This is a genomic window from Streptomyces sp. NPDC039480, from assembly GCF_055597165.1.
The window spans coordinates 491,647-515,145 of the sequence record NZ_JBVITX010000002.1; the positions used below are offsets into that span (position 1 = coordinate 491,647).

The following is a 23,499-nucleotide window of genomic DNA, read 5'->3' on the forward strand; positions in this document are numbered from 1 at the left end:
TGGTAGGGGTGCCGGGCCGCTAGGCCCCCGCCTCTGACGGCGCGGCGCCGAAGGGACTGTCGATCACGTATCGCCAGAACCCGTCGGCGCCGCGTCGTGCCACGTCCGTGGCGGTCGCACCGACCCCGCCGCCCTCGTCGCCCTCGATCTCCCAGTCGACGACGAGCAGCGCGACATCCCCGGAGACGTGCACGTGCCGGGGCCGCACGGAGATCGGCAGGCCGAGGGCGAGGAAGGGCGCGTTCGCGGCGGCGATCCCGGCGCTGCCGTGCACGGCGACGCCCGACTCGGGCACGAAGACGGCCCCCTCCTCGTACATCTCGCGCACGGCCTCCGGATCGCCGCTGTTGAACCGCGCGGCGAACGCGGCGGGGACGTCCTCGGGGCGGGTGGGCAGGGTGGATACCGTCGTGGAAGTCATGGCTGCACCGTAGGAGGCCCTCTCGTGACTCACCGAACGGTAAGCGGCGCGCGCCCCGGCCTGCCCGACGACGCCCGCGCCGAGGTCACCATCCCGAGCCCCGACTGCCCCGTGGAGATCACGCTCGCCGCCCTGCGCGGCCGCTGGACCACGCTCGTGGTCCGTGAACTGCTGCGCCGCGAGACCCACACGTACGGCGAACTGGCCGCCGCGCTCCCGCAGCTGTCCGACAAGGTCCTGACGGACCGCCTGGCCCAACTGACCACCGCGGGCGCGGCCCACCGGACCCGCACCCCGGGCTGGCCCTCCACGGTCACCTACGCGCTCACGCCCCACGGCCGGGAGCTGGCGACGGTCCTGCAGTCGCTGTGGGACTGGGGTGTGGCGGCGCCTACTGTGACCCCATGACGGAGATCACGGAGCGCGAGGGCGGCACCGGTGGGCGCCGGGAGCCGCTGCCCACGGCCGAGTTCGCCTTTCCCGGTCCGCTGCGCGACCGGCTCGTGGCGGCCGTCCTCGACGGGTCCAAGACCTCGACGACGGGACTGCTCGCCGACTACGAACGGGACGGCGACCCGCTGCCCGTCGTCGGGGAGCGCGCGGCCGTCGTCGACTCCGACGACCGGCCCGTCGCCGTCATCGAGATCACGGACGTCCGCGTCGTGCCGCTCGGCGACGTGGACCTCGCCCACGCCGTGGACGAGGGCGAGGGGTACGGGACGGTGGCCCAATGGCGGGCGGGGCACGAGGAGTTCTGGCACAGCGCCGACATGCGGGCCGCGCTCGGCGACCCCGGCTTCACCGTGGACGACGCGACGCCGCTCGTCCTGGAGCGCTTCCGCCTCGTCGCCGACCTGCGAGGACAGTGACCGGCCATGCCCTTCGCCCGGGCGGCCGACGGGACCGCCATCCACTACCGACTGCACGGCTCCGGCGAGCCGCTGGTGCTGATCGCCGGGCAGTCCAACAACCACCACTGGTGGGATCCGGTGCGCGACGACTTCGCCGCCCGCTTCACCACCGTCGTACTCGACCACCGCGGCACCGGCGAGAGCGACCGCCCGGACACCGACACGTACAGCACCCCGAACCTCGCCCGTGACGTGCTCGCCGTCCTCGACCACGCGGGCATCGACCGCGCCCACGTCTACGGCACGTCCATGGGCGGGCGCATCGCCCAGTGGGTCGCGGCCGATCACCCCGCCCGCGTCGGCCGCCTCGTCCTCGGCTGCACCTCGCCCGGTGGCCGGCACGGCGTCGAGCGCGGCCCGGAGGTCCGCTCGGCCCTGACCGGGGCCGACCCGGACGCCGTGCGCCGCGCTCTGCTGGAGCTGATGTACACCCCGGCCTGGCTCGCCGAGCAGGAACGCGTCCACCCCGGGCGGACGTTCCACACGCTGGGCGACGCCACCATGCCCGCGTACGCCCGCCGCCGCCATCTGCGGGCCAGTGCCCGGCACGACGCCTGGGACGCGCTGCCGCGGATCGGGGCGCCGACGCTCGTGGTCCACGGCACGGACGACACGTTCAACCCCGCGGCCAACGCGCCGCTGCTCGCCGCCCGCATCCCGGACGCCAGGACGCTGCTGGTGCCCGGTGCCCGGCACGCGTACTTCGAGGAGTTCGCGGACGTGGCGACCGGGCCGGTGCTCGCGTTTCTGGCTCAGGACCCGCTGCCGTAGGGCCTGGTGATGATCTCCAGGTTGTGGCCGTCCGGGTCCTCCCAGTAGACGCCGCGGCCGCCGTCGTTCGTGTTGATCTCGTTGACGCGCTCGTGGTACGGGTCGGCCCAGTAGGTGAGCCCGCGTTCCTTGATGCGTCCGAAGATGGTGTCGAACTCGTCCTCCGAGACCAGGAAGGCGTAGTGCTGCGGCACGAACGGGCCGCCGTCGCCCTCGTAGAAGTCGAGGGTCACGCCGTTGGGGATCTCCACCGGGATGAAGGGCCCGTACTGGGGGCCCACCTCCAGGCCGAGGATGTCCGCGAGGAACTGGGCGGACGCCTTCTTGTCCCGCGCCGTGACGATGGTGTGGTTGAGCTCGATCGACATCGTGCGACCTCCCGGTCTGCCGGTCCTGCCGTTCTCCGGTCCGGGAACCACGGTAGGACCGGCGGACCCGGCGGCACATCGGTCGCCGGGCCCACCGGGGTGCGCCCTGAGGTCTAGGGCGCGCGGCCGAGTCAGATCGTCGCGGTGTCGATCACGAAGCGGTAGCGGACGTCGCTGGCGAGGACCCGCTCGTACGCCTCGTTGATCTGGTCGGCGCGGATCAGCTCGATCTCGGAGCCCAGCCCGTGCTCCGCGCAGAAGTCCAGCATCTCCTGCGTCTCCTGAATGCCGCCGATCATGGAGCCCGCGAGGGTCTTGCCGCCGCCGATCACCGAGAACAGGTTGAGGGAGACCGGCTCCTCCGGGGCGCCGACGTTGACGAAGGCACCCTCCGAGCGCAGCAGGCCCAGGTACCTGTCCAGCGGCAGCGGCGCGGAGACCGTCGAGAGGATCAGGTCGAAGGAGCCCGCGAGCTGCTCGAAGGTGGCGTCGTCGCTGGTCGCGTAGTAGTGGTCGGCGCCCAGCTTCAGGCCGTCGTCCTTCTTCCGCAGGGACTGTGAGAGGACGGTGACCTCGGCGCCCATGGCGTGCGCGATCTTGACGGCCATGTGGCCGAGACCGCCGAGGCCCACGATGGCGATCTTCTTGCCGGGGCCCGCCTGCCAGCGGTGCAGCGGGGAGTACGTGGTGATGCCGGCGCACAGCAGCGGCGCGGCCACGTCGAGGGAGAGCCCGTCGGGGATGCGGACGGTGAACGCCTCGTCCACGACGATGTGCGTGGAGTAGCCGCCGTAGGTCGGCTCGCCGTCCTTGCCGAGCCCGTTGTACGTCGGAACGTTGCCCTGTACGCAGTACTGCTCCAGGCCGGCCTTGCAGTTCTCGCACTCGCGGCAGGAGTCGACCATGCAGCCGACGCCGACGCGGTCGCCCACGGAGAACTTGGTGACACCGGGGCCGACCTCGGTGACGACGCCGGCGATCTCGTGGCCGGGCACCATCGGGTAGATGCCCTCGCCCCAGCCGTCCCGGGCCTGGTGGATGTCCGAGTGGCAGATCCCGGCGTACTTGATGTCGATCAGGACGTCGGTCTCGCCGACGGCGCGGCGCGGCACGGTGGTCCGCTCCAGGGGCGCCTCGGGGGCGGGAGCGGCGTAGGCGGAAACGGTGGTGATCTGCTCAGTCATGCCTTCGACACTGCCACTGACCTGGGACGTCACCCAGACACCCGTTCTGCCTACGACCACTGTGCCTACCACTGGCGGGGTCAGGCTCAGGGGCGTACGACCCGGCACCCGAGCCTGGATACTGGAAGCATGGACGACGAGATCCCCGAGGCGCGGCCGCTGGACAGCAGGGCCGAGCTCAGCGAGTTCCTGCGCACCCGCAGGGCGCGGCTGCAGCCCGAGGACGTCGGCCTGCCGAACTTCGGACGGCACCGCAGGGTGCCCGGCCTGCGCCGCGAGGAGCTCGCACAGCTCGCCGGGGTCTCCGTCGCGTACTACACCCGCCTGGAGCAGGGCAACGGCCGCAACGTCTCCGGCGAGGTCCTCGACGCGATCGGGCGCGCCCTGCGGCTGACCGACGCCGAGCAGGCCCACCTGACGCGCCTCGCGAAGCCCAAGACGCTCAAGAAGAAGAAGGCCGCGCGCCCGCAGCCCATGCGGCCCGCGCTCCAGCAGCTATTGGACTCCATCCACGACGTGCCCGCGTACGTGGTCGGCCGCCGCTCCGACATCCTCGGCTGGAACGCGCTCGCGGCGGCGCTCTTCGGCGACTGGGGCGACCTCGCGCCCGCCGAGCGGAACTGGGCGCGCATCTGCTTCCTCGACCCGCGCTCGCGCGAGCTCTTCGTGGACTGGGACAAGAAGGCGTCGGACATCGTCGGCTACCTCCGCATGGACGCGGGCTGCTACCCGAACGACCCGGAGCTGTCCTCGCTCGTCGGCGAACTCTCCGTGAAGAGCGAGGAGTTCAGAAGCCTGTGGGCCACGCACGACGTCCGCGAGAAGGGCCACGGCGTCAAGCGCATGCGCCATCCGCTGGTGGGTGAGCTGACGCTCTCCTTCGAGACGCTGCGCCTGCCGGACGACTGCGACCAGTCGCTGCTGATGTACCACGCGGAGCCGGACTCGGCGTCCGCGCAGGGGCTGCGGCTGCTCGCCAGCTGGGGGCGGGACGCGTCGTCGGTGGGCTCGGTGCGGAGTCCGGGCAGCCAGTGATTTCGCGGGCGGCGGAACCCCGCACGCTGCGCCCGCGGCCGTATCGCTCCTAGGCTGAGGAAGTGAGCAGCCAAGAGCCCCAGAAGGCGAACGAAGCCCGCGTCATCCACCTGCGCCCGCTCAAGGCGGCGCCGAACTCCGCACAGCCGGGGCGGTCCGATGCCAAGGAGCCCCTCTGGCGCGACGTCGTCGGAGACGTCCTGCGCACCGAGCGCCTCGCGCAGGAGCGCACGCTCAAGGATGTGTCCGACGCCGCCCGGATCTCCATGCCCTACCTCTCCGAGGTGGAGCGCGGCCGCAAGGAGGCCTCGTCCGAGGTCCTCGCGGCCGCCGCCCACGCACTCGGCCTCGGCCTGTCCGATGTTCTCTCACTGGCCCAGTCGCGCCTGGCCGGCCTTCCCCGCGTGAGGCCGGCCAGGGCGTCCTACCAGGGCGAAGTGCGCCTGGCAGCCTGATGGCCGGACCCCGCCCGCCGCCGCTCAGGCGGCGGCGGGCAGGGTCCGCCTGCTGAGCACCTGGTCGGCGAGGCCGTAGGCGACCGCGTCCTGGGCGGTGAAGACCTTGTCGCGGTCCATGTCGGCGCGGAGCGTGGCGACGTCGTGGTGCGTGTGGTGGGCGAGGACCTCCTCGACCTGCGAGCGGATCCGGAGCATCTCCTTCGCCTCCAGGGTGAGGTCGGACACCGTGCCCTGCCGGCCGCGGCTCGCGGGCTGGCCGAGCAGCACGCGCGCGTGGTCGAGCACGAAGCGCCGTCCCGGGTCGCCGCCCGCGAGCAGCACGGCCGCCGTCGACGCGGCCTGGCCGACGCAGAACGTCGAGATCGGCGCGGAGATGAAGCTCATGGTGTCGTAGATCGCCATGAGCGAAGTGAAGGAACCGCCGGGCGAGTTGATGTAGATGGCGACCTCGCGCTCCGGCGCGGAGGACTCCAGGTGCAGCAGCTGCGCGATGACGACGTTGGCGACGCCGTCGTCGATCTCCGTCCCGAGGAAGATGATCCGCTCGGAGAGCAACCGGCTGTAGACGTCGTACGCCCGCTCGCCGCCCTGCGGAGTGCGCTCGACGACGGTCGGAATGGTGTACTGGCTCATTGCTTCGTCCCCCTCCTCAGATGCCCAGGCCGATACGGCGCTTCGACCCCGCGGGCCGCACGTCCTCCAGCGACTCGACCACGTGGTCGACCATCCCGTACTCCTTGGCCTGCTCCGCCGTGAACCAGCGGTCCCGGTCGCCGTCCCGCGAGATCGTCTCCTCGCTCTGCCCGGTGTGCGCGGCGGTGAGCCGCTCGATGGTGCGCTTCGTGAACTCCAGGTTCTCCGCCTGGATGGCGATGTCGGCGGTGGTGCCGCCGATGCCCGCGGACGGCTGGTGCATCATGATCCGCGCGTTGGGCAGCGCGAACCGCTTGCCCGCGGTGCCGACGCTGAGCAGGAACTGCCCCATGCTGGCGGCGAATCCCATGGCGAGCGTGGCCACGTCGTTCGGGATGAGCCGCATGGTGTCGTAGATGGCGAGCCCGGCGGTGACGGATCCGCCCGGACTGTTGATGTAGAGGGAGATGTCGGTCTTCGGGTCCTCCGCCGACAGCAACAGCATCTGCGCGCACACGCGGTTGGCGGAGACCTCGTCGACCTGCGTCCCGAGGAACACGATCCGCTGGTTGAGCAGTTGGGCGGCGAGATGGTCGTCGAACCGCGACGGAGCGGTCTCCCCGTCCTCACCCCGCGGCCGCGCCGAGTCCCAGCCACTGTCCCGTACAGACATCACGCCTCCCAGAAGTTCGGCGGCCCCGAGGCCGCGCCCTGACTTCACTGTTGACCGGCGGGGGCCCACCTGTCAGAAATCTCGGCCGGCAGCAGATTCGCTGAGGGCAGAGGGGCCCGGGGCGGGGCCGGGCGCCGTTAGGGTCGTGTCCTCGTGGAGTGGATATCGCCGGTAAGTACGTTGCTGGGCGCGGTGATCGGCGTCGGCGCGACGCTGCTCGCCGACCGGGCCCGTTGGCGGCGCGAGAGCGCGGATCGTGAGACGGCGACGCGGAGGCAGTTGTACGCGGAGTACACGGCGGCGCTGTCGCGTGTCCGCACGGCGCTGCACGAGTGCGCGCAGGGGGCGGTTGGTGCGGCCCCTGGCAGCGAGGAGCACGCGCGTGAGGTCCGGGAGCGTTTTCTGGTGCCGGGCGCCTACGAAATCCGGCACCAGCTGGCGATCATCGCCCCGCGCGATGTCGTGGCTGCCGCCAGGTCGGCCTTCATCGCTCTGCGGACGACGCGGGACCGCGTCCTCGACGGAGTGACGGCCGACAGTGAGAGCTACGCCGAGCTGGAGGCGGGGAACGACGCGGCGATCGCCGAGCTGCGGCGCGTGATGCGGCGGGACCTCGGGGTCGGCGACTGAACCCAGGGGCGCCTACCAGGCGTACACGTACCGGTTGGCGGGGCGGTCGAACGTGGCGTCCACCCCGTGGGAAGGCAGGTCGAACTCCTCTTCGAGCCACTGGATCACCGCCGCCGCGAGCCCCTCCGGCTGGTAGTCCGTCTCCGGGAACCAGACATGGTGGACGGTGACCGTGGTGTGCAGAGGAGCATGCCGGGCCGCCACCGCGGGGGCGGCCAGCGTCACCCCGTGGCGCAGCCACGCCGCCTCCTCCGGAGCGAGCCGCCGGCCCGTGCGGTCGGTGGGCGGGTGGGCGAGGACGGGGGAGACGTCCAGCCACACCTGCGCACCGACGCACTCCGCGTGCGCGTGCGCGGGCGGCGCCGCCGTCAGCGAGGCCTCCGCCGTGAGGTCCACGGCGATGCCCCAGGCGGTCTTCAGCAGGCGGTACTTGACCGTCCGCCCGGGGCGGTCCGGGCGGGGGCGCAGGGAGCCGGTCAGTTCTGGCTCGGCGCCGGCGCGATGCCCGTCGGGCACGCCCGCCCCCAGTTCGTCTCCGACGGCGCGTCCAGGACCGCGCCCGTACCGCCGATGCCGCAGTACCCGTCGGGGTTCTTGTCCAGGTACTGCTGGTGGTACGGCTCGGCGGGCCAGAACGGGCGGGTGGCGGCCGGGAGGACCGTCGTCGTGATCGTGCCGTAGCCGGCGGCCGTCAGGACCTTCTGGTACGCCTCCAGGGACGCGGTCGCCGCCTCCTCCTGGACGGGGGAGTGCGTGTAGATCGCCGAGCGGTACTGCGTGCCGACGTCGTTGCCCTGGCGGAAGCCCTGCGTGGGGTTGTGGGACTCCCAGAACAGCTTCAGGAGCGTGGCGTACGAGACCTTGGACGGGTCGAAGACGACGCGGACCGCCTCCGTGTGGCCGGTGAGGCCGGAGCACACCTCTTCGTAGGAGGGGTTTTCCGTGTAGCCGCCCTGGTAGCCGACGTACGTCGTCCAGACGCCCTCGGTCTGCCAGAACTTGCGCTCCGCGCCCCAGAAGCAGCCGAGCGCGAAGTCCGCGGTCTCCAGGCCGTCGGGGTAGGGGCCGAGCAGCGGGTTGCCGAGCACTGTGTGGCGGGAGGGGACCTCGAATTCCGGGGTGGCCCGGCCCTTGAGGGCCTGCTCGGCGGTGGGGAGCTCGGGCGTGCGTCCGAAGATCATGCGGGTCTCCTCGTGGGTGACAGGGGTCTACCCGGTGAACGTACGGACGGGGCGCCGCATTCCGTCCGGCACCGGCCCCCGCGCACCGGCCGGTGGTGTCAGTGCCGTCAGTGCCGTCAGTGCCGTCAGCGCCGTCAGCGCCGTCAGTGCGGCAGCGTCGCCGGACTCCCGCCGTTCGCCTCGTACCCCGCGACGGCCAGGGCGCGGTACACCGCGTAGTCCGACGCGGGGTCCTCGGACAGGGTCCAGGGCAGCGCGCCGATGTGGCCGTCCACGTGCACCAGCTGGTTCATGGCCTCCGCCCAGCGCTCGGAGCGGACCAGGAAGAACACCAGGAGGTGGCGGACGTGCGCCAGCATGGGGTCGTCCGCGCGCGCGGAGTGCACCGCGAACATCGCGCCCTCGACGGCCTTGGTGACGACCTCGCTCTCGTAGAACCCGCGGACGAGGTTGACCTCGGGCAGGTGCTCGTACACCGCGAAGAGGGGGAGCGCCGCGAGCAGGGAGCCGCGGGGCGCGCGGGCGGCCGCGGCCTCCGCGAAGTCGTGGGCGAGGTCACGGGAGCCGTGCCACTTCTCGCACCAGTAGTGCAGCGCCGCCAGATGCGCGCCCATGTGGGCGGGCGCGCGGTCCAGGATCTTCAGCCACAGCTGGTCGAACTCCTCACGGGGATACGCCAGTCCGCGCGCGATGGAGAGCTCGATGATGTACGGCACGGGGTCGCCGGGGGAGAGCAGCGCCGCCTGCGCGCACGCCTCCTTCGCCTCCTCCAGAATGATCCGGAACTCGTCCGTCCCCTGCACCGCGGTGCGCCACGCCTGCTGGACGAGGAACTCCGCGTGCACCGCGGCACCGCCCGCGTCCTTGGGCGCCTCCGCGCGCCACACCCGCAGCCACTGCCCGCCCGGGCTGTCGCTGACGCCGCCCGGCCGCCGCTGCAGCTCCAGCGAGGCCGCGCCCGCGAAGGCCTGCACGCGCTGCCAGCGCCGCTCGCCGTGCGTCTCCGTGCCGGCGAGGAGCTGCGAGGCGGCCTTCCACTCCTGCGTGCGCTGCACGAGGTCGAGCACTTCGAGGAGATCGGCGTCCGGCCCCGGCATGCGGATGTCCAGCTCCTCCTGGCGCAGGAAGCCGTAGTCCGCCGGGTCCGCGGCGTCCGGCGAGCCGGGGGCCACCTGCCGGATTCCGCCGCGCCTGCGCAGCAGCACGGGCCCCAGGACCGCACCGATCATGACCACCGCGAACAGGAACCAGAGAATCTCCATGACACAAGCGAACCAGACGGGTCGGACAATTGGCCAACCTGCCGGGACGTACCCGGACCGACCCGGCAGAAGGGCTCCCGCGCGCACTACGCTCAGGCCGCATGAGTGACTCGCACAGCACGCAGAGCTTCGAGACCGTGGCCATCCACGCGGGCAACACCGCCGACCCCCTCACCGGCGCCGTGGTCCCGCCCATCTACCAGGTGTCGACCTACAAGCAGGACGGCGTCGGGGGCCTGCGCGGCGGCTATGAGTACAGCCGCAGCGCCAACCCCACGAGGACCGCCCTGGAGGAGAACCTGGCCGCGCTGGAGGGCGGCAGCCGGGGACTCGCCTTCGCGTCCGGCCTCGCCGCCGAGGACTGCCTTCTCCGTACGCTGCTCAGCCCGGGTGACCACGTCGTCATCCCCAACGACGCGTACGGCGGCACCTTCCGCCTGTTCGCCAAGGTCGTCTCGCGGTGGGGCGTGGAGTGGTCGGTGGCCGACACCTCCGACCCCGAGGCCGTACGGGCGGCGCTGACCGACCGTACGAAGGTGATCTGGGTGGAGACCCCCTCCAACCCGCTGCTCGGCATCACCGACATCGCGGCGGTCGCGCAGATCGCCCGCGAGGCCGGTGTGCGCCTCGTCGTCGACAACACCTTCGCGAGCCCCTACCTCCAGCAGCCGCTGGCGCTCGGCGCGGACGTCGTCGTGCACTCCATGACGAAGTACATGGGTGGCCACTCGGACGTCGTCGGCGGCGCGCTCGTCGTCAGTGACGCGGCGCTCGGCGAGGAGCTGGCGTACCACCAGAACGCGATGGGGGCCGTCGCGGGCCCCTTCGACGCCTGGCTGGTGCTGCGCGGCATCAAGACCCTCGCGGTCCGCATGGACCGGCACAGCGAGAACGCCACCAAGGTCACCGAGATGCTGACCCGGCACGCGCGCGTGAGCAGCGTTCTCTACCCGGGCCTTCCGGAGCACCCCGGTCACGAGATCGCCGCCAAGCAGATGCGGTCCTTCGGCGGCATGGTGTCGTTCCGTGTCGAGGGCGGCGAGGAGGCGGCCGTCGAGGTCTGCAACCGCGCCAAGCTGTTCACGCTGGGCGAGTCCCTGGGCGGCGTCGAGTCGCTGATCGAGCACCCGGGCCGCATGACGCACGCCTCGGTGGTCGGCTCGGCCCTGGAGGTCCCCGCTGACCTGGTGCGCCTCTCCGTGGGCATCGAGTCGGCGGACGACCTCATCGCCGACCTCCAGCAGGCGCTCGGCCAGTAAGCACCCGCAGGTCAGCCCCAGCGCGTCAGGGGTGGAGTCGTGTCCGACGGCGGCTCCACCCACGGCCGGGCCAGCGACGCCCACACGACGAACGCCACCGCGGCGGCGAACAGCAGGGTCCAGAACAGCCGCCGTGCCGCCCTGCGGCGCCGCAGGGCCCGGCCGCCCCGCCGCACCGCGTCGTCGTGGAGTTCGGGCGGCACGGCGGGCGCCGTGCCCTCCAGGAGGCGCCGGATCGCCTGTTCCTTGCGCTCGTACTGACTCATGAGGGCACCGCCCCGATCTGAGCCCCGGCCGGCGCGGGACCGCGCGGCGGGTGCAGGACCGTCGCCATCGCGCGGGCGCAGATCGACGCGACCCGGTCGGCGGGCAGGCCGAGGAGCGCCGCGGTCTGTTCCTCGGCGACGCCCTCGTACATCCGCAGGACGAGAATCAGCCGCTCCTGGGGGCTGAGCCGGGCCAGGACCCCGCCGTGGCCGCGGTGGCGCCGCCAGGCGGCACGGCCGAAACGCAGGGCGACCTGCTGGCGTGTGCGGTCGTACGGATCCTCGCCGCGCAGCCGGTCCCACGACGCGTACGTGTGCGCGAGGGCGGCGGTCAGCAGGGCACGCGCGCGTGGGTTGTCGTCCGGAGGCTCGGCGGTGAGGAGCGTCGCGGCATGCAGGAGCCGCCCTGCCGCGCCCGCGACGAACGCCTCGAACTCCCGGGCACGGCGGGCGTTCCGCAACGCCTGCCGCTCTCGCACCGCGCCTCCCGGCCGGAGGCCACGAGCACGGGGCCTCCGGTCTCATATGAGGCCAGACGCGGGTCCGGGGTCAAGACTCCGGAGTGGCCGGAACTTCCCCTCCGGGAGCCGGCTGTGACGACTGCCGTGCCGAGAGGGCGGAATTGAAGCGTGTGAGGAGCGCGCAGAAGCTCTCGCGCTCCTGCGGTTCCCAGTCCTGCGTCAGCTCGGCCATCAGCTCGCGCCGCGAGGAACGCACCTCGTCGAGCCTGGCCTGGCCGCGCGGGGAGAGCTGCAGCACCACGGCACGGCCGTCCTCCGGGTGCGAGGTGCGCTTGACGAGCCCGGTGTCGACCAGCGGGGCGACCTGCCGGGTGACGGTCGAGGAGTCGATGCCCATGCTCGCCGCGAGCGCCTTGACGCCCATCGGGCCTTCTTTGTCGAGGCGGTTGAGCAGCAGATAGGCGGCTCGGTCCATGGAGTTGCGGACCTGTCCTACGCCGCCGAGGCGCGTCTGCTCCGCACGGCGGGCGAAGACCGCCACCTGGTGCTGCAGGCTGTCCAGGAGGGCGGGATCGCTGGCGGTCGTCATGTCCGGAGTTGTGGGCATGGCCGGGGGCTCACTTCATGCGAGGGCAGTGGGTTGGGGGACAGGGTACGCGGCCGCGGCGCGTACCGTACCTGCGCTGCGCAAACCCACGCTCAGAACGGTCTCGTCCCTTGGTCGCCGCAGGAGGACCCGGACGCCGGCTGCAAGACTTGCCGTCATGAGCTACCGCACGCCCCACTCCTTGCCGACGGTCACCCTCGACGACGTGCGCGGCGCGCAGAAGATGCTCTCCGGAGTGGCCCGCATGACGGCCATGGAGGGCAGCAGACACCTGTCGCAGCTGGTCGGGGCGCCGGTGCACCTCAAGTGCGAGAACCTCCAGCGGACCGGTTCCTTCAAGCTGCGCGGCGCGTACGTGCGGATCGCGGGCCTGCTCCCCGAGGAGCGCGCCGCCGGTGTCGTCGCCGCCAGCGCGGGCAACCACGCGCAGGGCGTGGCGCTGGCCTCCTCGCTCCTCGGCGTGCGCTCCACGGTCTTCATGCCGGCCGGTGCGCCGCTGCCCAAGGTCGCGGCGACGCGGGACTACGGAGCGGAGGTGCGGCTGCACGGCCAGGTGGTCGACGAGACGCTGGCCGCCGCGCAGGAGTACGCCCACGAGACGGGCGCCGTCTTCATCCACCCCTTCGACCACGCGGACATCATCGCGGGGCAGGGCACGGTCGGCCTCGAGGTCCTGGAGCAGTGCCCGGAGGTGCGCACCCTCGTCGTGGGCATCGGGGGCGGCGGCCTCGCGGCGGGCATCGCGGTGGCGGTCAAGGCGCTGCGCCCGGACGTGAAGGTGGTGGGCGTGCAGGCGGCGGGGGCCGCGGCCTATCCGCCCTCGCTGGCCGCGGGGCACCCGGTGTCGATCGGCACCCCCACGACGATGGCGGACGGCATCAAGGTCGGCCGCCCGGGCGACGTACCGTTCCAGCTGGTCGAGGAGCTGGTCGACGAGGTCGTCACGGTCTCCGAGGACGAGCTCTCCAGCGCCCTGCTGCTGTGCCTGGAGAGGGCCAAGATGGTCGTGGAGCCGGCCGGTGCGAGTCCGGTCGCGGCCCTCCTGAGCGACCCTAAGGCGTTCGAGGGGCCGGTGGTGGCGCTGCTGTCCGGCGGGAACGTGGACCCGCTCCTGATGCAGCGCATCCTGCGCCAGGGCATGGCGGCGGCGGGCCGCTATCTCTCGCTGCGGCTGCGCCTGACGGACCGCCCCGGCGCGCTCGCCACGCTGCTCGGGGTGCTGTCGGAGGTGGACGCCAACGTCCTCGACGTGAGTCATGTGCGCACCGACCCCCGGCTCGGGATCACCGAGGCCGAGGTGGAGCTCCATCTGGAGACGAAGGGCCCCGAGCACTGCACCGAGGTGGGCACGGCCCTGCGGGGCGCGGGGTACACCGTCATCGGCTGAAGCCGCCCCTCCGGGACCATCTTTCGAAAATGAGGTGAGCCGACGCGATGTATCGCGTTACGGTGTGCTCTGCGTCACCCGTCGTCGGGCGCGCGAAGTCCGGCAAACCTAAGCTTTCCGTAGAAAGTCACCGGAAGTCACCCACCTCAGGGGGAATCTCATGCCAGGCGCCATCTACGCCGAAGGTCTGGTGAAGACCTTCGGCGACGTACGGGCTCTGGACGGCGTCGATCTGGATGTCCCGGAAGGCACCGTGCTCGGCCTCCTGGGGCCGAACGGCGCGGGCAAGACCACGGCCGTCCGCTGCCTGACGACGCTGCTCACACCGGACAGCGGCAAGGCGGTCGTCGCGGGCATAGACGTCCTCAAGCACCCCAACGAAGTGCGGCGTTCGATCGGCCTCTCCGGCCAGTTCGCCGCCGTGGACGAGTATCTGACAGGCCGTGAGAACCTCCAGATGGTCGGCCAGCTCTATCAGATGAAGGCCAAGGAGGCGAAGGCCAGGGCGGGCGAACTGCTCGACCGGTTCAACCTCGCGGACGCCGCCGACCGCCCCTCCAAGACGTACTCCGGAGGCATGCGCCGCCGCCTCGACCTCGCCGCCGCACTCGTCGTCTCGCCGCCCGTGATGTTCATGGACGAGCCGACCACCGGCCTGGACCCGCGCAACCGCCAGCAGCTGTGGGAAGTCATCCAGGAACTCGTCTCGGGCGGTACGACACTGCTCCTGACCACGCAGTACCTCGAAGAGGCCGACCACCTCGCGCACGACATCTGCGTCGTCGACCACGGCCGCGTCATCGCCCGCGGCACCTCCGACCAGCTCAAGGCCCAGACCGGCGGCGAGCGCGTCGAGGTCGTCGTGCACGACCGCGACCACATCGCCACCGCCTCCGAGGTGCTGCGCGGCTTCGGCAAGGGCGAGGTCGCCGTCGCCGAGCACACCCGCAAGCTGACCGTCCCCGTCGCCGGTGGCGCCAAGCTGCTCGCCGAGGTCATCCGCGAGCTGGACACCCGCGGCATCGAGATCGACGACATCGGCCTGCGCCGCCCGACCCTCGACGACGTCTTCATCTCCCTCACCGGGCACGTCGCCGAGCTGGCCGACGAGGGCAACGGAAAGGAGACCAGCAAGTGAGCACCGTCAGCGACACCGTGCGCACGGCGGCCCCCAGGCCCGCCGGCGGCATCGGCCAGTCCGTCAGGGACTCCCTGGTAGTTGCTAAGCGCAACTTGATCCGTATGTCCCGAATTCCCGAAATGGTCATTTTCGGGCTTATTCAACCGATTATGTTCGTGGTGCTGTTCAGCTATGTGTTCGGCGGCTCGATGATGATCGGCAACAGCACCGATCCGGCGGACTACCGCAACTTCCTGATGGCGGGCATCTTCGCGCAGACCGTCACCTTCGCCACCGCGGGCGCGGGCGCCGGCATCGCCGACGACATGCACAAGGGCCTGATCGACCGCTTCCGGTCCCTGCCCATGGCGCGCGGCGCCGTCCTCACCGGCCGCACCATCGCCGACCTCGTGCAGACCGCGCTGACCCTCCTGGTCCTCGCGATCGTGGCGGTCCTCGTCGGCTGGCGCATCCACGAGGGGATCGGCAAGGCCCTCGCCGCCTTCGGCCTGCTGCTCCTCCTCGGGTACGCGTTCACCTGGGTCGGCGCGCTCATCGGCCTCTCGGTCCGCACTCCGGAGGCGGCGACCTCGGGTGGCCTGATCTGGCTCTTCCCGGTCACCTTCATCTCGAACGCGTTCGTGGACTCCAGCAAGATGACGCCCTGGCTGCGGCATGTCGCCGACTGGAACCCCTTCAGCGCGACCGTCCAGGCCTGCCGCGAGCTCTTCGGCAACCCCGGGGTGTCCCCGTCCGACGCCTGGCCGATGCAGCACCCGGTCTGGGCCTCGGTGATCTACTCGGTCCTGATCATCCTGATCTTCCGCACCCTGTCGGTCCGCAAGTACCGCTCGGCGACGGCCTGACCGCACATGACCGAGCCCCCGGCACCTCGTTCAGGGTGCCGGGGGCTCGGTCGTGGCCGGAGCTCTGGGAGCGCGCTAGGCCGCGTACGGCTTCGCGGCGAGGATCTTCACGGAGGCGAACTTGCCGTTCGGCAGTTCGTACTTCGCGTTCTCGCCGATCTTCTTGCCGTTCACGCCGGTGCCCAGCGGGGACTGCGGCGAGTACGTCTCGATGTCGCCGCTCGCGTACTCACGGGAGGCGAGCAGGAAGGTCAGCGTGTCGTCCTCGTCGCCGTCGAAGGCGATGGTGACGACCATGCCGGGCTCCACGACCCCGTCGTCGGCCGGCGCCTCACCGACCCGCGCCGTCTCCAGGAGCTGGGTCAGCTGGCGGACGCGGAGCTCCTGCTTGCCCTGCTCCTCCTTGGCCGCGTGGTACCCGCCGTTCTCCCGCAGGTCGCCCTCCTCGCGCGCCGCGGCGATCTTGGCCGCGATCTCGGTGCGCGCAGGACCAGACAGGTACTCCAGCTCGGCCTTGAGCTGGTTGTACGCCTCCTGGGTCAGCCAGGTGACGTTCTCGCTGGTCTGGGTCACAGGTGCTCCTCGTAGGTACTGGGAATACAAAGCATCGCCCTACCCAGAAGGATGTTCCTTCACGGGTGGGCGAAACCACGAGCCTAACAATTCAGGCGCCCAAGGGGGAGGACATAAGCCGTCAGCTTTGCGTCAGTGCAGGTGAGCGCGGTCAACGCGGAATGTCGGCCGACGTCAGTCGGAGTGGCAGCCCAGCAGCTCGACGCTGGTGGCCCTGCTTGTCGTACGCAGAGTGACGACCTGGTCGATACGGTCCGTGCGCTGGTCGAAGCGGAAGTCCGCGCGGCCGACCTCGGCGCCCGACTCCGCCTGTGAGCGCAGGGTGCAGTAGCCCCGGGCGTCGGTGTCCTTGCGGACTTCGAGGTGAGCCTCGACGGACCGGTCCGAGACGACGTCGAACTTGATGACCTCGGCGCTGACCTTCGTACCGTTGACGTAGTCGTAACCGAACCAGCCGACGACGCCGAGCAGGAGCACGCCGAGCACCGATCCGACGATCTTCAGCTTGCGGTCCGCGGCCTCGTCGGCCGTGCGGGAGCGGCCGTACCGCCCCTCGGGAACACCCGTGGAGGAGCCCTCGGAAGGCCCCTCGGGGAGCTTCGAGCCCACCGCCGCCATGATCGTCCTCCAGGAACAGTGGATGCCGGAATTTTCCGCCCCCCGGTTCCGTCACTATAGAAGCCGCGTGTTGCGCCGGATCACCGAGGGCGCCCGATTACTTGAGGATCGAGTCTTGACTGAGCAGCTTCGACTGATGGCCGTGCACGCCCACCCCGACGACGAGTCGAGCAAGGGCGCGGCCACCATGGCCAAGTACGTGTCCGAGGGGGTGGACGTGCTCGTCGTGACCTGCACGGGCGGGGAGCGCGGCGACATCCTCAACCCCAAGCTCCAGGGTGACGCCTACATCCAGGAGAACATCCACGAGGTCCGCAAGAAGGAGATGGACGAGGCGCGCGAGATCCTCGGCGTCAAGCAGGAGTGGCTCGGCTTCGTCGACTCGGGGCTGCCCGAGGGCGACCCGCTGCCGCCGCTGCCCGAGGGCTGTTTCGCCCTGGAGGACCTCGACAAGGCCGCCGGCGAGCTGGTGCGCCAGATCCGTTCCTTCCGCCCGCAGGTCATCACGACGTACGACGAGAACGGCGGATATCCGCACCCCGACCACATCATGACCCACAAGATCACGATGGTGGCCTTCGACGGTGCGGCGGACGCCGAGAAGTACCCGGAGAGCGAGTTCGGCCCGGTCTTCCAGCCGCAGAAGCTCTACTACAATCAGGGCTTCAACCGCCCGCGCACCGAGGCGCTGCATCAGGCGATGCTCGACCGCGGCCTGGAGTCGCCGTACGGGGACTGGCTGAAGCGCTGGGACGAGTTCGAGCGGGTCGAGCGCACCCTGACCACGCACGTTCCGTGCGCCGACTTCTACGAGATCCGTGACAAGGCCCTGATCGCGCACGCCACGCAGATCGACCCCGACGGCGGGTGGTTCCGGGTGCCGATGGAGATCCAGAAGGAGGTCTGGCCCACGGAGGAGTACGAGCTCGCGAAGTCGCTCGTCGATACATCCCTCCCCGAGGACGACCTCTTTGCGGGCATCCGCGACAATGCCTAGCGTGAACGCACATCTGGCAATGACGCATCTCGTCCCTCTTGCCAAGGAGGTCGACGACGACAAGGTGACTCCGGGTGTCCTGGGCTTCATCGTCTTCGCGGTGATGGCCCTGGCCGTCTGGGGCCTGATGAAGTCGATGAACCGGCACATGCGGAAGGTCGACTTCAAGGAGCCGGCGGAGACGGAGCCCGCGGCGAAGGAGCCGGTCGGCGCGGCGGCGGGCGAGGACGCGGGCGCCGCGAAGCGGGAGTCCGACAGCGGGAAGTAGAGAGGTGCCCCGTCGTGTCAGCGCGCGACGGGGCGGTGGGCTACTTCGAGACGCAGGTGTTGCCGGCCGCGGGGTTGAGGAGGCCGACGACGTTCACGGTGTTGCCGCACGCGTTGACGGAAAGGTCGACGGGCACCTGGACGACATTGCCGCTGAGGACGCCGGGGGAGTTCTTGGCCTTGCCCACGGCGACCGCGCCGGGCGATGAGTCGGCGGTGGCGGCGCCGGCGCCGCCGAGGACGGTGGCCGTGACGAGGGCCGCGGTGATGAAGATCGAGCGCGTGCGCATGGGTGCCTCTCTGCGGTGAAGAACGGACCCCACAGATCTCACCGGCCCGGCCCGCGGGCAAAACGATCGTGGGCCGTGTGCCGGAACAGAGCCGCTCGTCCGTGGGCACCGACGGCGAGCGCTCCCCCCATCTCCCCAGTGATCGAGTACGTGCCGCCGGGCGGCTTCTCCAGTGGCGGGGCGCATGAAGCGTGCATAGAACGGGATACACGCTCACGCGCGGGGCGAGGACGTCCCGCTGGAATGGAGAAGAGAAGATGGCCGCTGAGTCATTCTCTGCCGCCGCTGGGGATTCTCCCGGTACCGGCGAACCGCTGCTCTCGACGTCGGTCCACTGGGGTACCGCGCAGCTCGGCGCCCCAACGCGTGACCAGCCCGCCCCGTGGCCCCGGACGGCAGACCCCACAGCCGACCCGACACCCGACCCGACCGTGGACGGAGCCGTCGAGCTCGACCGCGACGTCGTCCGGCAGGACCCGCCCGCCTACGACGACGACGTCGACGACGGACCCCCGGCACAGGTGGTGCCGGAGACCGACGAGGGCGCGGTGGCCGACCTCATACGCGTCGCCGTGGTCTCCAGGCCGCTGGACGACGTCGTCGACCTCGTCACCCGCCTGGAGCAGTCACCGGCAAACATGCCGACCGCCGCGTCGGTGCTCCGCCTGGCAGCCGTGGCCCGGTCCGTCGACGACGTCACCCGGCTGGTGGAGCTGCTCGGTCCGCCGGAGCACCCCGCCGAGCCCATGAACCAGGCCATCCGGCACGCCGCCGAGGAACGCCCCATTCCGGAGGTGAGCCGGCTCGTCCACCTGCTGTCCCGGCCCCCGCACGATCCGCACAGCGGCGCCGAGGTGGTGCACGCCGCCGGCACGACCAGGTCCGTCGAGGAGCTGATGCAGCTGATCGGCGATCTCAAGGAGCACAGGAACGCGGACGCCGAGGCCGACGCGGAAGCGGCCGCCGAAGCCGCGGCCGCAGAAACCGCTGGCACGACGGCCACGCCGTCCGACGAGGCCGTCCGGTCCTCGTCCGGCACGGTCCCCGGCGCGGTGCCGCTCGCCGCGCAGGACAGCACACGGCTCGTCTGGCTGCGTCGCGTGGCAGGCGTACTCCTGCTGCTCTGTGCGGCCGCTCATTTCCCGCTGAACTGGTCGGACGCGCCGAGCCTCGGCCTCCCGGCCGCGATCGCCGTCTCCGCCGTCTGCGCGGCGGCGGGCGTGGCCCTCTTCCTGAGCGGGTCTCCGCTCGTGGCCGTGGCGAGCACCCTCGTGGCGGGCGGGCTGACCCTCGGCCATCTCGTGGACGGCCGGGTCGACTCCACGACGCTCAGGTACGTACTGCGGCCCGACGGGGTGACCGCGCCCCTGCCGACCCTGTCGGCGGCGGTCGCGACGCTGGCCTCCCTGCTGGTCGTGGCGCTCACCGTCGCCGCACTCAGGGCCGCCGCCGGACGGTACCCGGCGCCGCGCCGATAACCGACAGGCGACAGGAAAGAAGGAAGGCCCCGCACCGGCGGGGCCTTCCTCTTGTGTGCGTCGACCGTCAGTTGGTCTTGCAGTGGTTGCCGGTCGCGGGGTTGAGCAGTCCGACGATGTCGATCGTGTTGCCGCAGATGGGGACGTCGACGTCGACCGGGACCTGGACCGCGTTTCCGCTGATGATGCCGGGGGAGTTGGAGACCTCCGCGTTGACCGGGTCGGGGTCGGCGACGGCCGCGCCGGCACCGCCGATCACGGTGACGGCGGCGAAGGCGGCTGTGGTGAGGATGGAGCGAGTACGCATGAATACCTCTTCGTAGGAGGAGAAGCGGACTCTGCGAGCGTCACCCGGGCTCAGGCACGGCGACACCGGTCGTAGGCCGACAGTAGGAATAATGACCTCTTTCGTGTCATTTCGGGCGCAGCTTGGTTGTGACGCGTCGGCTCAGCTCGGCTGCGGTACGTCGACCCCCATCACCTCGCGCGCATGCCGGCTCGGCACCATGCCGAGCCGCCACGCCTGCCAGCCCGTCTCCAGCTCGGCGCCGCGCTCCAGGAGCAGGCCGTACGCCTGGACGTACTCGGCGAGCTTGCCGTCCCGCGTCGGATGGCCGGCCCTGGCGAGTTGACCGAGCTCCTCCTGGGCGACCGCCGTGCCGATCTCCCAGCCGCCCGGCGACGCGTACGGCAGCAGGGTGCAGCGCAGGAAGCGGGCCCAGTCGCCGCCGCGCCGGTCGCCGTAGGAGGCGAAGAGTTCGATGGCCTCGTCGCACAGGGCGAGCGCCTGCTGGCTGCGGTTGTTGCCCGCGTCGACGACGACCAGCTCCAGACACGTCCAGGCCTCGCCGTGCGCGACGCCGATGCGCTGGAAGTCGGCGCGGGCGTCCACGAGGAGCTGCCGGGCGAAGCCGGAATTGCGCAGGGAGCCCGTCTGGGCGGCCCGCTGGTCGCGGGTCACCCGCGCGGAGTGGTGCCGCGCGCACGCCAGGCCGTACACGTCCCGCATCCGGGAGAACATCGTGCGGGCCCGCTCCAGCTCCCGCACCGCCTGGTCCAGGCTGCCCGTCTCCTCCAAGGACTGGCCGAGGTAGTACAGCGACCAGGCCTCGCCGCGCGCGTCGTCGTTGTCGCGGTGCCGGGACACCGCGTGGCGCAGCCCGTCGACGGCGGGGGACGGGTCGCCGTCCACCAGGCGGGCCCGCGCCAGCTGCGTGAGCGCCCAGGCCTCGCCGCGCGCGTCCCGTGTGCGGCCGTACAGGTCGAGGGCGGTGCGCAGCTCGCCCTCCGCGCGCGGCACGTCGCCCATGCGCAGGCAGAGCTGGCCGAGCTGGAAGTGCGTCCAGGCCTCGCCGTGCACAGAGCCGCTGTCGCGGTGCAGCGCGAGCGCCGTCTCCAGCATGCCGAGGGCGTGCGCCAGGTGGGCGCGGTCCCGCTCGACGGCGGCCAGCGCGTGCAGCGTCCAGGCGCGGTCGCCCGCCAGCTCGTCGGCGGCCTGGAGGTCGAGCGCCTCCGTGAGGCGGGCCGCCGCCTCCGTGAGATTGCCCTGGTGGTGCAGGGTGATGCCGAGGGAGCCGAGGGCGCGGGCGGCGGCCGCGTCCTGGTGGGCCTCGAAGTACAGGTCGACGACGGAGTTCAGCGTCGTGCGCGACTGGTCGAGCTCGCCGAGCTGACGGGCCGCGATGCCCGTGCGCCACTGCACGCTGCGGCCGAGCAGGCCCTGGTCGATGGCCTGCGTCAGTTCGTTGATCTCACCGAGGCGGTAGAGGTCGCCGCGCAGCAGGCAGTAGTCGCACAGCGCGCCGAGGAGGTTGAGCACGGCCCGCTGGTCGACGCCCTCCGCGTGCCGCAGGGCCGCTGTGATGAACGTCGACTCGTCGTCGAGCCAGCGCAGGGCCGCGTCGAGCGAGGCGAAACCGTGCTGCCCGAACTGATGGGCGCGCGTGGACGTCTTGCCGTCGACCAGCCGGATCACCGTGTCGGCCAGCTCCCCATAGCTGGCGATGAGGCGCTCCTGCGCGGCGGTGCGCTCGGCGGGCTCCTCCTCGTCGAGGAGGCGGGCCCGGGCGAAGGAGCGGACGACGTCGTGCAGGCGGTAGCGGCCGGCCGGGGCGTCGGCGCCCTCGCCGGGGGCGCTGCGGGGGCGGGGGCGGTCGAGCAGGCCCGCGCGGGACAGCGCGGTCAGCTGCCGGGCCGCCTCCTGCTCGTCCGTGCCGAGCAGCGCCGCCGCGGCGGCCGTGCCCAGCGAGGCGCGCCCGGCGAGCGCGAGCCGGCGCAGCAGCCGCCTCGCCGGTTCCGTCTGGTCGGAGTAGCGCAGCCACAGGACGCGCTCGACAGGACCGACCTTGTCGGCCGGTCCGTACGCCGACAGGTCGGCGGCCAGCTGGCGCGGCGTCCGCGGACCGAGCGAGGAGCCCGCGGCGCGCAGCGCCAGCGGCAGCCCGCCGCACAACTCCCGCAGCACGTCCGCCGATTCGGCGTCGTAGGGCCCGGAGAGGTCCTCCGCGGACTCGCGCAGCAGCTCCTCGGCGCCCGCCTCGTCCAGCGCGTCGACCGGCAGCCGGTGCACCCAGGCGGGCAGGTCCGCGGGCAGCTCCAGCGGCTCGCGGGCGGTGACCAGGACGAGGCTGTCCGAACGCTCCGGGATCAGCGTGCGGATCTGCTCGGCGTCGCCGGCGTCGTCGAGGACGATCGTCACCGCGACGCCCGTCAGATACTGGTGGTAGAGCTCGCTGAGCCGCTTGAGCTGCTGCTCCTGCGAGGACCGCTCCCGGAAGAGCAGCTGCTCGCGGGGGGCGCCCAACCGATTCAGCAGATGCATCAGGGCGTCGCGCGTGGACATCGGGGACTCCTGCGGGCTGTCGCCGCGCAGGTCCACCACGCAGGCGCCGCGGAACTGGTCCCGCAGGTCGTGCGCCGCCCGCACCGCCAGCGAGGTCCGCCCGGAGCCCGGCGCGCCGTGCAGCACGACGACCGTGGGCCGGGTGTCGGTGCTGGCGCGCGCCGCGTGCACCCACCGCGCGATCTGTCCCAGCTCGGTCCGCCGTCCCACGAAGGGCGCGGCGGTCTCCGGGAGTTGCGCGAAGGACTGCTGCAGCACATTGCGCCGCCGGGCCGCCGCGCTCTTGTCCGTGCCGCGCAGCTGGGGCGCCGGCTTCTTCGCGGCGTGCGAGCCGGTCGATGCGGCGAGGACCCGCTGCTGGTCGAGGAAGGGCCGGATGCCGCGCACCTCGAGGGCCGTGAGCCACTGCAGCCGCAGCTGTTCGGGCCCGCCGGGCCTGCTGAGCTCACCCGCGCGGCGGCTCGCCGCGGGCACGTGGGAGGCCGTCACCTTCACGACCGTCGCCGCCGCGCCCGCCACGGCGACGACCGCGCCGGTGCCGAGCGCCGTGCCGACGCTCGTGCCGAACGACAGGTCGGACACGCCCGCCGCGAGCGCCGCAACCACCGCCACGAGCAGTGGAGTTCCGGCGCCCTCCTTCGCGTACCGCTGGCCGAAGGTGAGGCGGCCGGCGTCCGCCTCGTCGAGCGCGCCGGTGTACGCCGTGTACTCCTCGGCGGCCGTCTGCGCCATGGCGTCCAGCGCGCCGCGCGCCCGCGAGAGCAGGACGCTCCCGTCGACGCGCCCGCCCGACCGCCGGACCTCCTCCTCCACGGCCCGTGCCAACAGCCGCTCGGCCTCGGCCCGATGGCTGTCCCGCATATGGGTTCCCCCTCCGAGAGCAACAGTTGCCTGCGGTCACAAGTGTCCTGCGTACGGGGCCCCGGCGCGAGGGCGTCCGC

The 23,499-nt window shown here is 71.8% G+C and carries 28 protein-coding genes and 1 pseudogene; 13 read left to right on the forward strand and 16 right to left on the reverse strand.

Annotation, left to right across the window (positions count from 1 at the left end):
• Positions 1-19: 19 nt before the first annotated feature.
• Positions 20-421 carry a YybH family protein gene (locus ACZ56E_RS08255; RefSeq protein ID WP_471212308.1) on the reverse strand — a complete coding sequence of 134 codons (402 nt, stop codon included), beginning with the start codon at positions 419-421 and terminating at the stop codon, positions 20-22.
• A 24-nt stretch (positions 422-445) separates the two neighbouring features.
• On the opposite strand from ACZ56E_RS08255, the gene ACZ56E_RS08260 reads away from it, so the two are divergent.
• The 3 genes from ACZ56E_RS08260 to ACZ56E_RS08270 are packed head-to-tail and all read left to right on the forward strand — an operon-like array spanning position 446 to position 2,103.
• On the forward strand, positions 446-829 hold the full coding sequence (locus tag ACZ56E_RS08260) for a winged helix-turn-helix transcriptional regulator (protein ID WP_471212311.1): 384 nt from the start codon (positions 446-448) through the stop codon (positions 827-829).
• Positions 826-1,290 (forward strand): ASCH domain-containing protein, encoded by a 465-nt coding sequence (locus ACZ56E_RS08265; RefSeq protein WP_471212312.1) that lies wholly within the window; start codon positions 826-828, stop codon positions 1,288-1,290. Before ACZ56E_RS08260 ends, ACZ56E_RS08265 begins: the two co-directional genes overlap by 4 nt.
• A gap of 6 nt (positions 1,291-1,296) precedes the next feature.
• Positions 1,297-2,103 carry an alpha/beta fold hydrolase gene (locus tag ACZ56E_RS08270; protein WP_471212314.1) on the forward strand — a complete coding sequence of 269 codons (807 nt, stop codon included), beginning with the start codon at positions 1,297-1,299 and terminating at the stop codon, positions 2,101-2,103.
• On the opposite strand, the gene ACZ56E_RS08275 is transcribed toward ACZ56E_RS08270, so the two are convergent.
• Complete coding sequence (locus ACZ56E_RS08275; protein WP_471212316.1) at positions 2,085-2,471, reverse strand: VOC family protein; 387 nt, start codon at positions 2,469-2,471, stop codon at positions 2,085-2,087. The two genes, ACZ56E_RS08270 and ACZ56E_RS08275, sit on opposite strands and share 19 nt — an antisense overlap.
• A 131-nt stretch (positions 2,472-2,602) precedes the next feature.
• Positions 2,603-3,655: an NAD(P)-dependent alcohol dehydrogenase gene (locus ACZ56E_RS08280; RefSeq protein ID WP_471212318.1), complete on the reverse strand. Its 1,053-nt coding sequence runs from the start codon at positions 3,653-3,655 to the stop codon at positions 2,603-2,605.
• A gap of 129 nt (positions 3,656-3,784) precedes the next feature.
• On the opposite strand from ACZ56E_RS08280, the gene ACZ56E_RS08285 reads away from it, so the two are divergent.
• Positions 3,785-4,690, forward strand: a complete 906-nt coding sequence (locus tag ACZ56E_RS08285; RefSeq protein WP_468604875.1) for a helix-turn-helix transcriptional regulator — start codon at positions 3,785-3,787, stop codon at positions 4,688-4,690.
• A gap of 62 nt (positions 4,691-4,752) precedes the next feature.
• Positions 4,753-5,145 carry a helix-turn-helix domain-containing protein gene (locus tag ACZ56E_RS08290; protein WP_471212323.1) on the forward strand — a complete coding sequence of 131 codons (393 nt, stop codon included), beginning with the start codon at positions 4,753-4,755 and terminating at the stop codon, positions 5,143-5,145.
• Between the two features lie 24 nt (positions 5,146-5,169).
• On the opposite strand, the pseudogene ACZ56E_RS08295 reads toward ACZ56E_RS08290, so the two are convergent.
• Together ACZ56E_RS08295 and ACZ56E_RS08300 are read right to left on the reverse strand one after the other, a co-directional pair.
• Positions 5,170-5,784 (reverse strand): annotated as a pseudogene (locus ACZ56E_RS08295) (ClpP family protease); the annotation flags it as partial.
• 13 nt (positions 5,785-5,797) lie between these two features.
• Positions 5,798-6,454: a ClpP family protease gene (locus ACZ56E_RS08300; RefSeq protein WP_471212325.1), complete on the reverse strand. Its 657-nt coding sequence runs from the start codon at positions 6,452-6,454 to the stop codon at positions 5,798-5,800.
• Positions 6,455-6,607: 153 nt separating this feature from the next.
• On the opposite strand from ACZ56E_RS08300, the gene ACZ56E_RS08305 reads away from it, so the two are divergent.
• Positions 6,608-7,084: a hypothetical protein gene (locus tag ACZ56E_RS08305; RefSeq protein ID WP_471212326.1), complete on the forward strand. Its 477-nt coding sequence runs from the start codon at positions 6,608-6,610 to the stop codon at positions 7,082-7,084.
• A 12-nt stretch (positions 7,085-7,096) separates the two neighbouring features.
• Here the strand turns inward: ACZ56E_RS08305 and ACZ56E_RS08310 are convergent, their stop codons facing one another.
• The 3 genes from ACZ56E_RS08310 to ACZ56E_RS08320 form a co-directional block, all read right to left on the reverse strand.
• A complete protein-coding gene (locus ACZ56E_RS08310; RefSeq protein WP_471212329.1) occupies positions 7,097-7,600 on the reverse strand; it encodes a hypothetical protein in 504 nt (167 codons plus the stop codon).
• Positions 7,561-8,265: a peptide-methionine (S)-S-oxide reductase MsrA gene (gene msrA, locus ACZ56E_RS08315; protein WP_471212330.1), complete on the reverse strand. Its 705-nt coding sequence runs from the start codon at positions 8,263-8,265 to the stop codon at positions 7,561-7,563. The genes ACZ56E_RS08310 and msrA overlap by 40 nt, the downstream gene beginning before the upstream one ends.
• 143 nt (positions 8,266-8,408) lie before the next feature.
• Positions 8,409-9,527, reverse strand: a complete 1,119-nt coding sequence (locus ACZ56E_RS08320) for a hypothetical protein (RefSeq protein ID WP_471212332.1) — start codon at positions 9,525-9,527, stop codon at positions 8,409-8,411.
• Positions 9,528-9,628: 101 nt separating this feature from the next.
• On the opposite strand from ACZ56E_RS08320, the gene ACZ56E_RS08325 reads away from it, so the two are divergent.
• Complete coding sequence (locus ACZ56E_RS08325) at positions 9,629-10,786, forward strand: cystathionine gamma-synthase (RefSeq protein WP_471212335.1); 1,158 nt, start codon at positions 9,629-9,631, stop codon at positions 10,784-10,786.
• An 11-nt stretch (positions 10,787-10,797) separates the two neighbouring features.
• Here ACZ56E_RS08325 and ACZ56E_RS08330 read toward each other — a convergent pair whose 3' ends face one another.
• The 3 genes from ACZ56E_RS08330 to ACZ56E_RS08340 all read right to left on the reverse strand — a co-directional run bounded on the left by ACZ56E_RS08330 (position 10,798) and on the right by ACZ56E_RS08340 (position 12,120).
• Positions 10,798-11,052 (reverse strand): hypothetical protein, encoded by a 255-nt coding sequence (locus ACZ56E_RS08330; protein WP_362998845.1) that lies wholly within the window; start codon positions 11,050-11,052, stop codon positions 10,798-10,800.
• Positions 11,049-11,531 carry a sigma factor-like helix-turn-helix DNA-binding protein gene (locus tag ACZ56E_RS08335; RefSeq protein ID WP_468604892.1) on the reverse strand — a complete coding sequence of 161 codons (483 nt, stop codon included), beginning with the start codon at positions 11,529-11,531 and terminating at the stop codon, positions 11,049-11,051. Before ACZ56E_RS08335 ends, ACZ56E_RS08330 begins: the two co-directional genes overlap by 4 nt.
• A 70-nt stretch (positions 11,532-11,601) precedes the next feature.
• Complete coding sequence (locus ACZ56E_RS08340; RefSeq protein ID WP_468604894.1) at positions 11,602-12,120, reverse strand: MarR family winged helix-turn-helix transcriptional regulator; 519 nt, start codon at positions 12,118-12,120, stop codon at positions 11,602-11,604.
• A gap of 157 nt (positions 12,121-12,277) precedes the next feature.
• On the opposite strand from ACZ56E_RS08340, the gene ilvA reads away from it, so the two are divergent.
• From ilvA to ACZ56E_RS08355, 3 genes are all read left to right on the forward strand, one after another.
• Positions 12,278-13,507 (forward strand): threonine ammonia-lyase, encoded by a 1,230-nt coding sequence (gene ilvA, locus ACZ56E_RS08345; RefSeq protein ID WP_468604896.1) that lies wholly within the window; start codon positions 12,278-12,280, stop codon positions 13,505-13,507.
• 160 nt (positions 13,508-13,667) lie between these two features.
• Positions 13,668-14,645: an ATP-binding cassette domain-containing protein gene (locus ACZ56E_RS08350; protein ID WP_471212339.1), complete on the forward strand. Its 978-nt coding sequence runs from the start codon at positions 13,668-13,670 to the stop codon at positions 14,643-14,645.
• Positions 14,642-15,493 carry an ABC transporter permease gene (locus ACZ56E_RS08355; protein ID WP_468604900.1) on the forward strand — a complete coding sequence of 284 codons (852 nt, stop codon included), beginning with the start codon at positions 14,642-14,644 and terminating at the stop codon, positions 15,491-15,493. The genes ACZ56E_RS08350 and ACZ56E_RS08355 overlap by 4 nt, the downstream gene beginning before the upstream one ends.
• Before the next feature lie 75 nt (positions 15,494-15,568).
• Here ACZ56E_RS08355 and greA read toward each other — a convergent pair whose 3' ends face one another.
• Both greA and ACZ56E_RS08365 read right to left on the reverse strand, forming a co-directional pair.
• The gene (greA, locus tag ACZ56E_RS08360; protein ID WP_468604902.1) at positions 15,569-16,066 is read right to left on the reverse strand and encodes a transcription elongation factor GreA; all 498 of its coding nucleotides are present in this window, start codon (positions 16,064-16,066) and stop codon (positions 15,569-15,571) included.
• Between the two features lie 174 nt (positions 16,067-16,240).
• Positions 16,241-16,684, reverse strand: coding sequence for a DUF4307 domain-containing protein (locus ACZ56E_RS08365; protein WP_468604904.1), 444 nt, complete (start codon positions 16,682-16,684; stop codon positions 16,241-16,243).
• A gap of 115 nt (positions 16,685-16,799) precedes the next feature.
• Between ACZ56E_RS08365 and mca the strand changes: the two genes are divergently transcribed.
• Both mca and ACZ56E_RS08375 read left to right on the forward strand, forming a co-directional pair.
• Positions 16,800-17,681, forward strand: a complete 882-nt coding sequence (mca, locus tag ACZ56E_RS08370; RefSeq protein ID WP_468604906.1) for a mycothiol conjugate amidase Mca — start codon at positions 16,800-16,802, stop codon at positions 17,679-17,681.
• 19 nt (positions 17,682-17,700) lie between these two features.
• On the forward strand, positions 17,701-17,949 hold the full coding sequence (locus ACZ56E_RS08375; protein ID WP_471213113.1) for a hypothetical protein: 249 nt from the start codon (positions 17,701-17,703) through the stop codon (positions 17,947-17,949).
• Between the two features lie 40 nt (positions 17,950-17,989).
• Here ACZ56E_RS08375 and ACZ56E_RS08380 read toward each other — a convergent pair whose 3' ends face one another.
• A complete protein-coding gene (locus ACZ56E_RS08380) occupies positions 17,990-18,238 on the reverse strand; it encodes a chaplin (protein ID WP_468604908.1) in 249 nt (82 codons plus the stop codon).
• A gap of 257 nt (positions 18,239-18,495) precedes the next feature.
• On the opposite strand from ACZ56E_RS08380, the gene ACZ56E_RS08385 reads away from it, so the two are divergent.
• A complete protein-coding gene (locus tag ACZ56E_RS08385; protein WP_471212345.1) occupies positions 18,496-19,716 on the forward strand; it encodes a hypothetical protein in 1,221 nt (406 codons plus the stop codon).
• Positions 19,717-19,783: 67 nt separating this feature from the next.
• On the opposite strand, the gene ACZ56E_RS08390 is transcribed toward ACZ56E_RS08385, so the two are convergent.
• Both ACZ56E_RS08390 and ACZ56E_RS08395 read right to left on the reverse strand, forming a co-directional pair.
• On the reverse strand, positions 19,784-20,023 hold the full coding sequence (locus tag ACZ56E_RS08390; RefSeq protein ID WP_468604912.1) for a chaplin family protein: 240 nt from the start codon (positions 20,021-20,023) through the stop codon (positions 19,784-19,786).
• Between the two features lie 141 nt (positions 20,024-20,164).
• Complete coding sequence (locus tag ACZ56E_RS08395; RefSeq protein WP_471212348.1) at positions 20,165-23,419, reverse strand: AAA family ATPase; 3,255 nt, start codon at positions 23,417-23,419, stop codon at positions 20,165-20,167.
• Between the last annotated feature and the right edge of the window lie 80 nt (positions 23,420-23,499).

Excerpts from the sequence above, each read along its gene's own strand:
- ACZ56E_RS08255 (WP_471212308.1), bottom strand. The coding sequence starts at position 421 with ATGACTTCCACGACGGTATCCACCCTGCCCACCCGCCCCGAGGACGTC.
- ACZ56E_RS08265 (WP_471212312.1), top strand. The coding sequence starts at position 826 with ATGACGGAGATCACGGAGCGCGAGGGCGGCACCGGTGGGCGCCGGGAG.
- ACZ56E_RS08270 (WP_471212314.1), top strand. The coding sequence starts at position 1,297 with ATGCCCTTCGCCCGGGCGGCCGACGGGACCGCCATCCACTACCGACTG.
- ACZ56E_RS08275 (WP_471212316.1), bottom strand. The coding sequence starts at position 2,471 with ATGTCGATCGAGCTCAACCACACCATCGTCACGGCGCGGGACAAGAAG.
- ACZ56E_RS08280 (WP_471212318.1), bottom strand. The coding sequence starts at position 3,655 with ATGACTGAGCAGATCACCACCGTTTCCGCCTACGCCGCTCCCGCCCCC.
- ACZ56E_RS08285 (WP_468604875.1), top strand. The coding sequence starts at position 3,785 with ATGGACGACGAGATCCCCGAGGCGCGGCCGCTGGACAGCAGGGCCGAG.
- ACZ56E_RS08300 (WP_471212325.1), bottom strand. The coding sequence starts at position 6,454 with ATGTCTGTACGGGACAGTGGCTGGGACTCGGCGCGGCCGCGGGGTGAG.
- msrA (WP_471212330.1), bottom strand. The coding sequence starts at position 8,265 with ATGATCTTCGGACGCACGCCCGAGCTCCCCACCGCCGAGCAGGCCCTC.
- ACZ56E_RS08320 (WP_471212332.1), bottom strand. The coding sequence starts at position 9,527 with ATGGAGATTCTCTGGTTCCTGTTCGCGGTGGTCATGATCGGTGCGGTC.
- ACZ56E_RS08325 (WP_471212335.1), top strand. The coding sequence starts at position 9,629 with ATGAGTGACTCGCACAGCACGCAGAGCTTCGAGACCGTGGCCATCCAC.
- ACZ56E_RS08330 (WP_362998845.1), bottom strand. The coding sequence starts at position 11,052 with ATGAGTCAGTACGAGCGCAAGGAACAGGCGATCCGGCGCCTCCTGGAG.
- ACZ56E_RS08340 (WP_468604894.1), bottom strand. The coding sequence starts at position 12,120 with ATGCCCACAACTCCGGACATGACGACCGCCAGCGATCCCGCCCTCCTG.
- ilvA (WP_468604896.1), top strand. The coding sequence starts at position 12,278 with ATGAGCTACCGCACGCCCCACTCCTTGCCGACGGTCACCCTCGACGAC.
- ACZ56E_RS08350 (WP_471212339.1), top strand. The coding sequence starts at position 13,668 with ATGCCAGGCGCCATCTACGCCGAAGGTCTGGTGAAGACCTTCGGCGAC.
- ACZ56E_RS08365 (WP_468604904.1), bottom strand. The coding sequence starts at position 16,684 with ATGGCGGCGGTGGGCTCGAAGCTCCCCGAGGGGCCTTCCGAGGGCTCC.
- ACZ56E_RS08375 (WP_471213113.1), top strand. The coding sequence starts at position 17,701 with ATGACGCATCTCGTCCCTCTTGCCAAGGAGGTCGACGACGACAAGGTG.
- ACZ56E_RS08380 (WP_468604908.1), bottom strand. The coding sequence starts at position 18,238 with ATGCGCACGCGCTCGATCTTCATCACCGCGGCCCTCGTCACGGCCACC.
- ACZ56E_RS08385 (WP_471212345.1), top strand. The coding sequence starts at position 18,496 with ATGGCCGCTGAGTCATTCTCTGCCGCCGCTGGGGATTCTCCCGGTACC.
- ACZ56E_RS08390 (WP_468604912.1), bottom strand. The coding sequence starts at position 20,023 with ATGCGTACTCGCTCCATCCTCACCACAGCCGCCTTCGCCGCCGTCACC.
- ACZ56E_RS08395 (WP_471212348.1), bottom strand. The coding sequence starts at position 23,419 with ATGCGGGACAGCCATCGGGCCGAGGCCGAGCGGCTGTTGGCACGGGCC.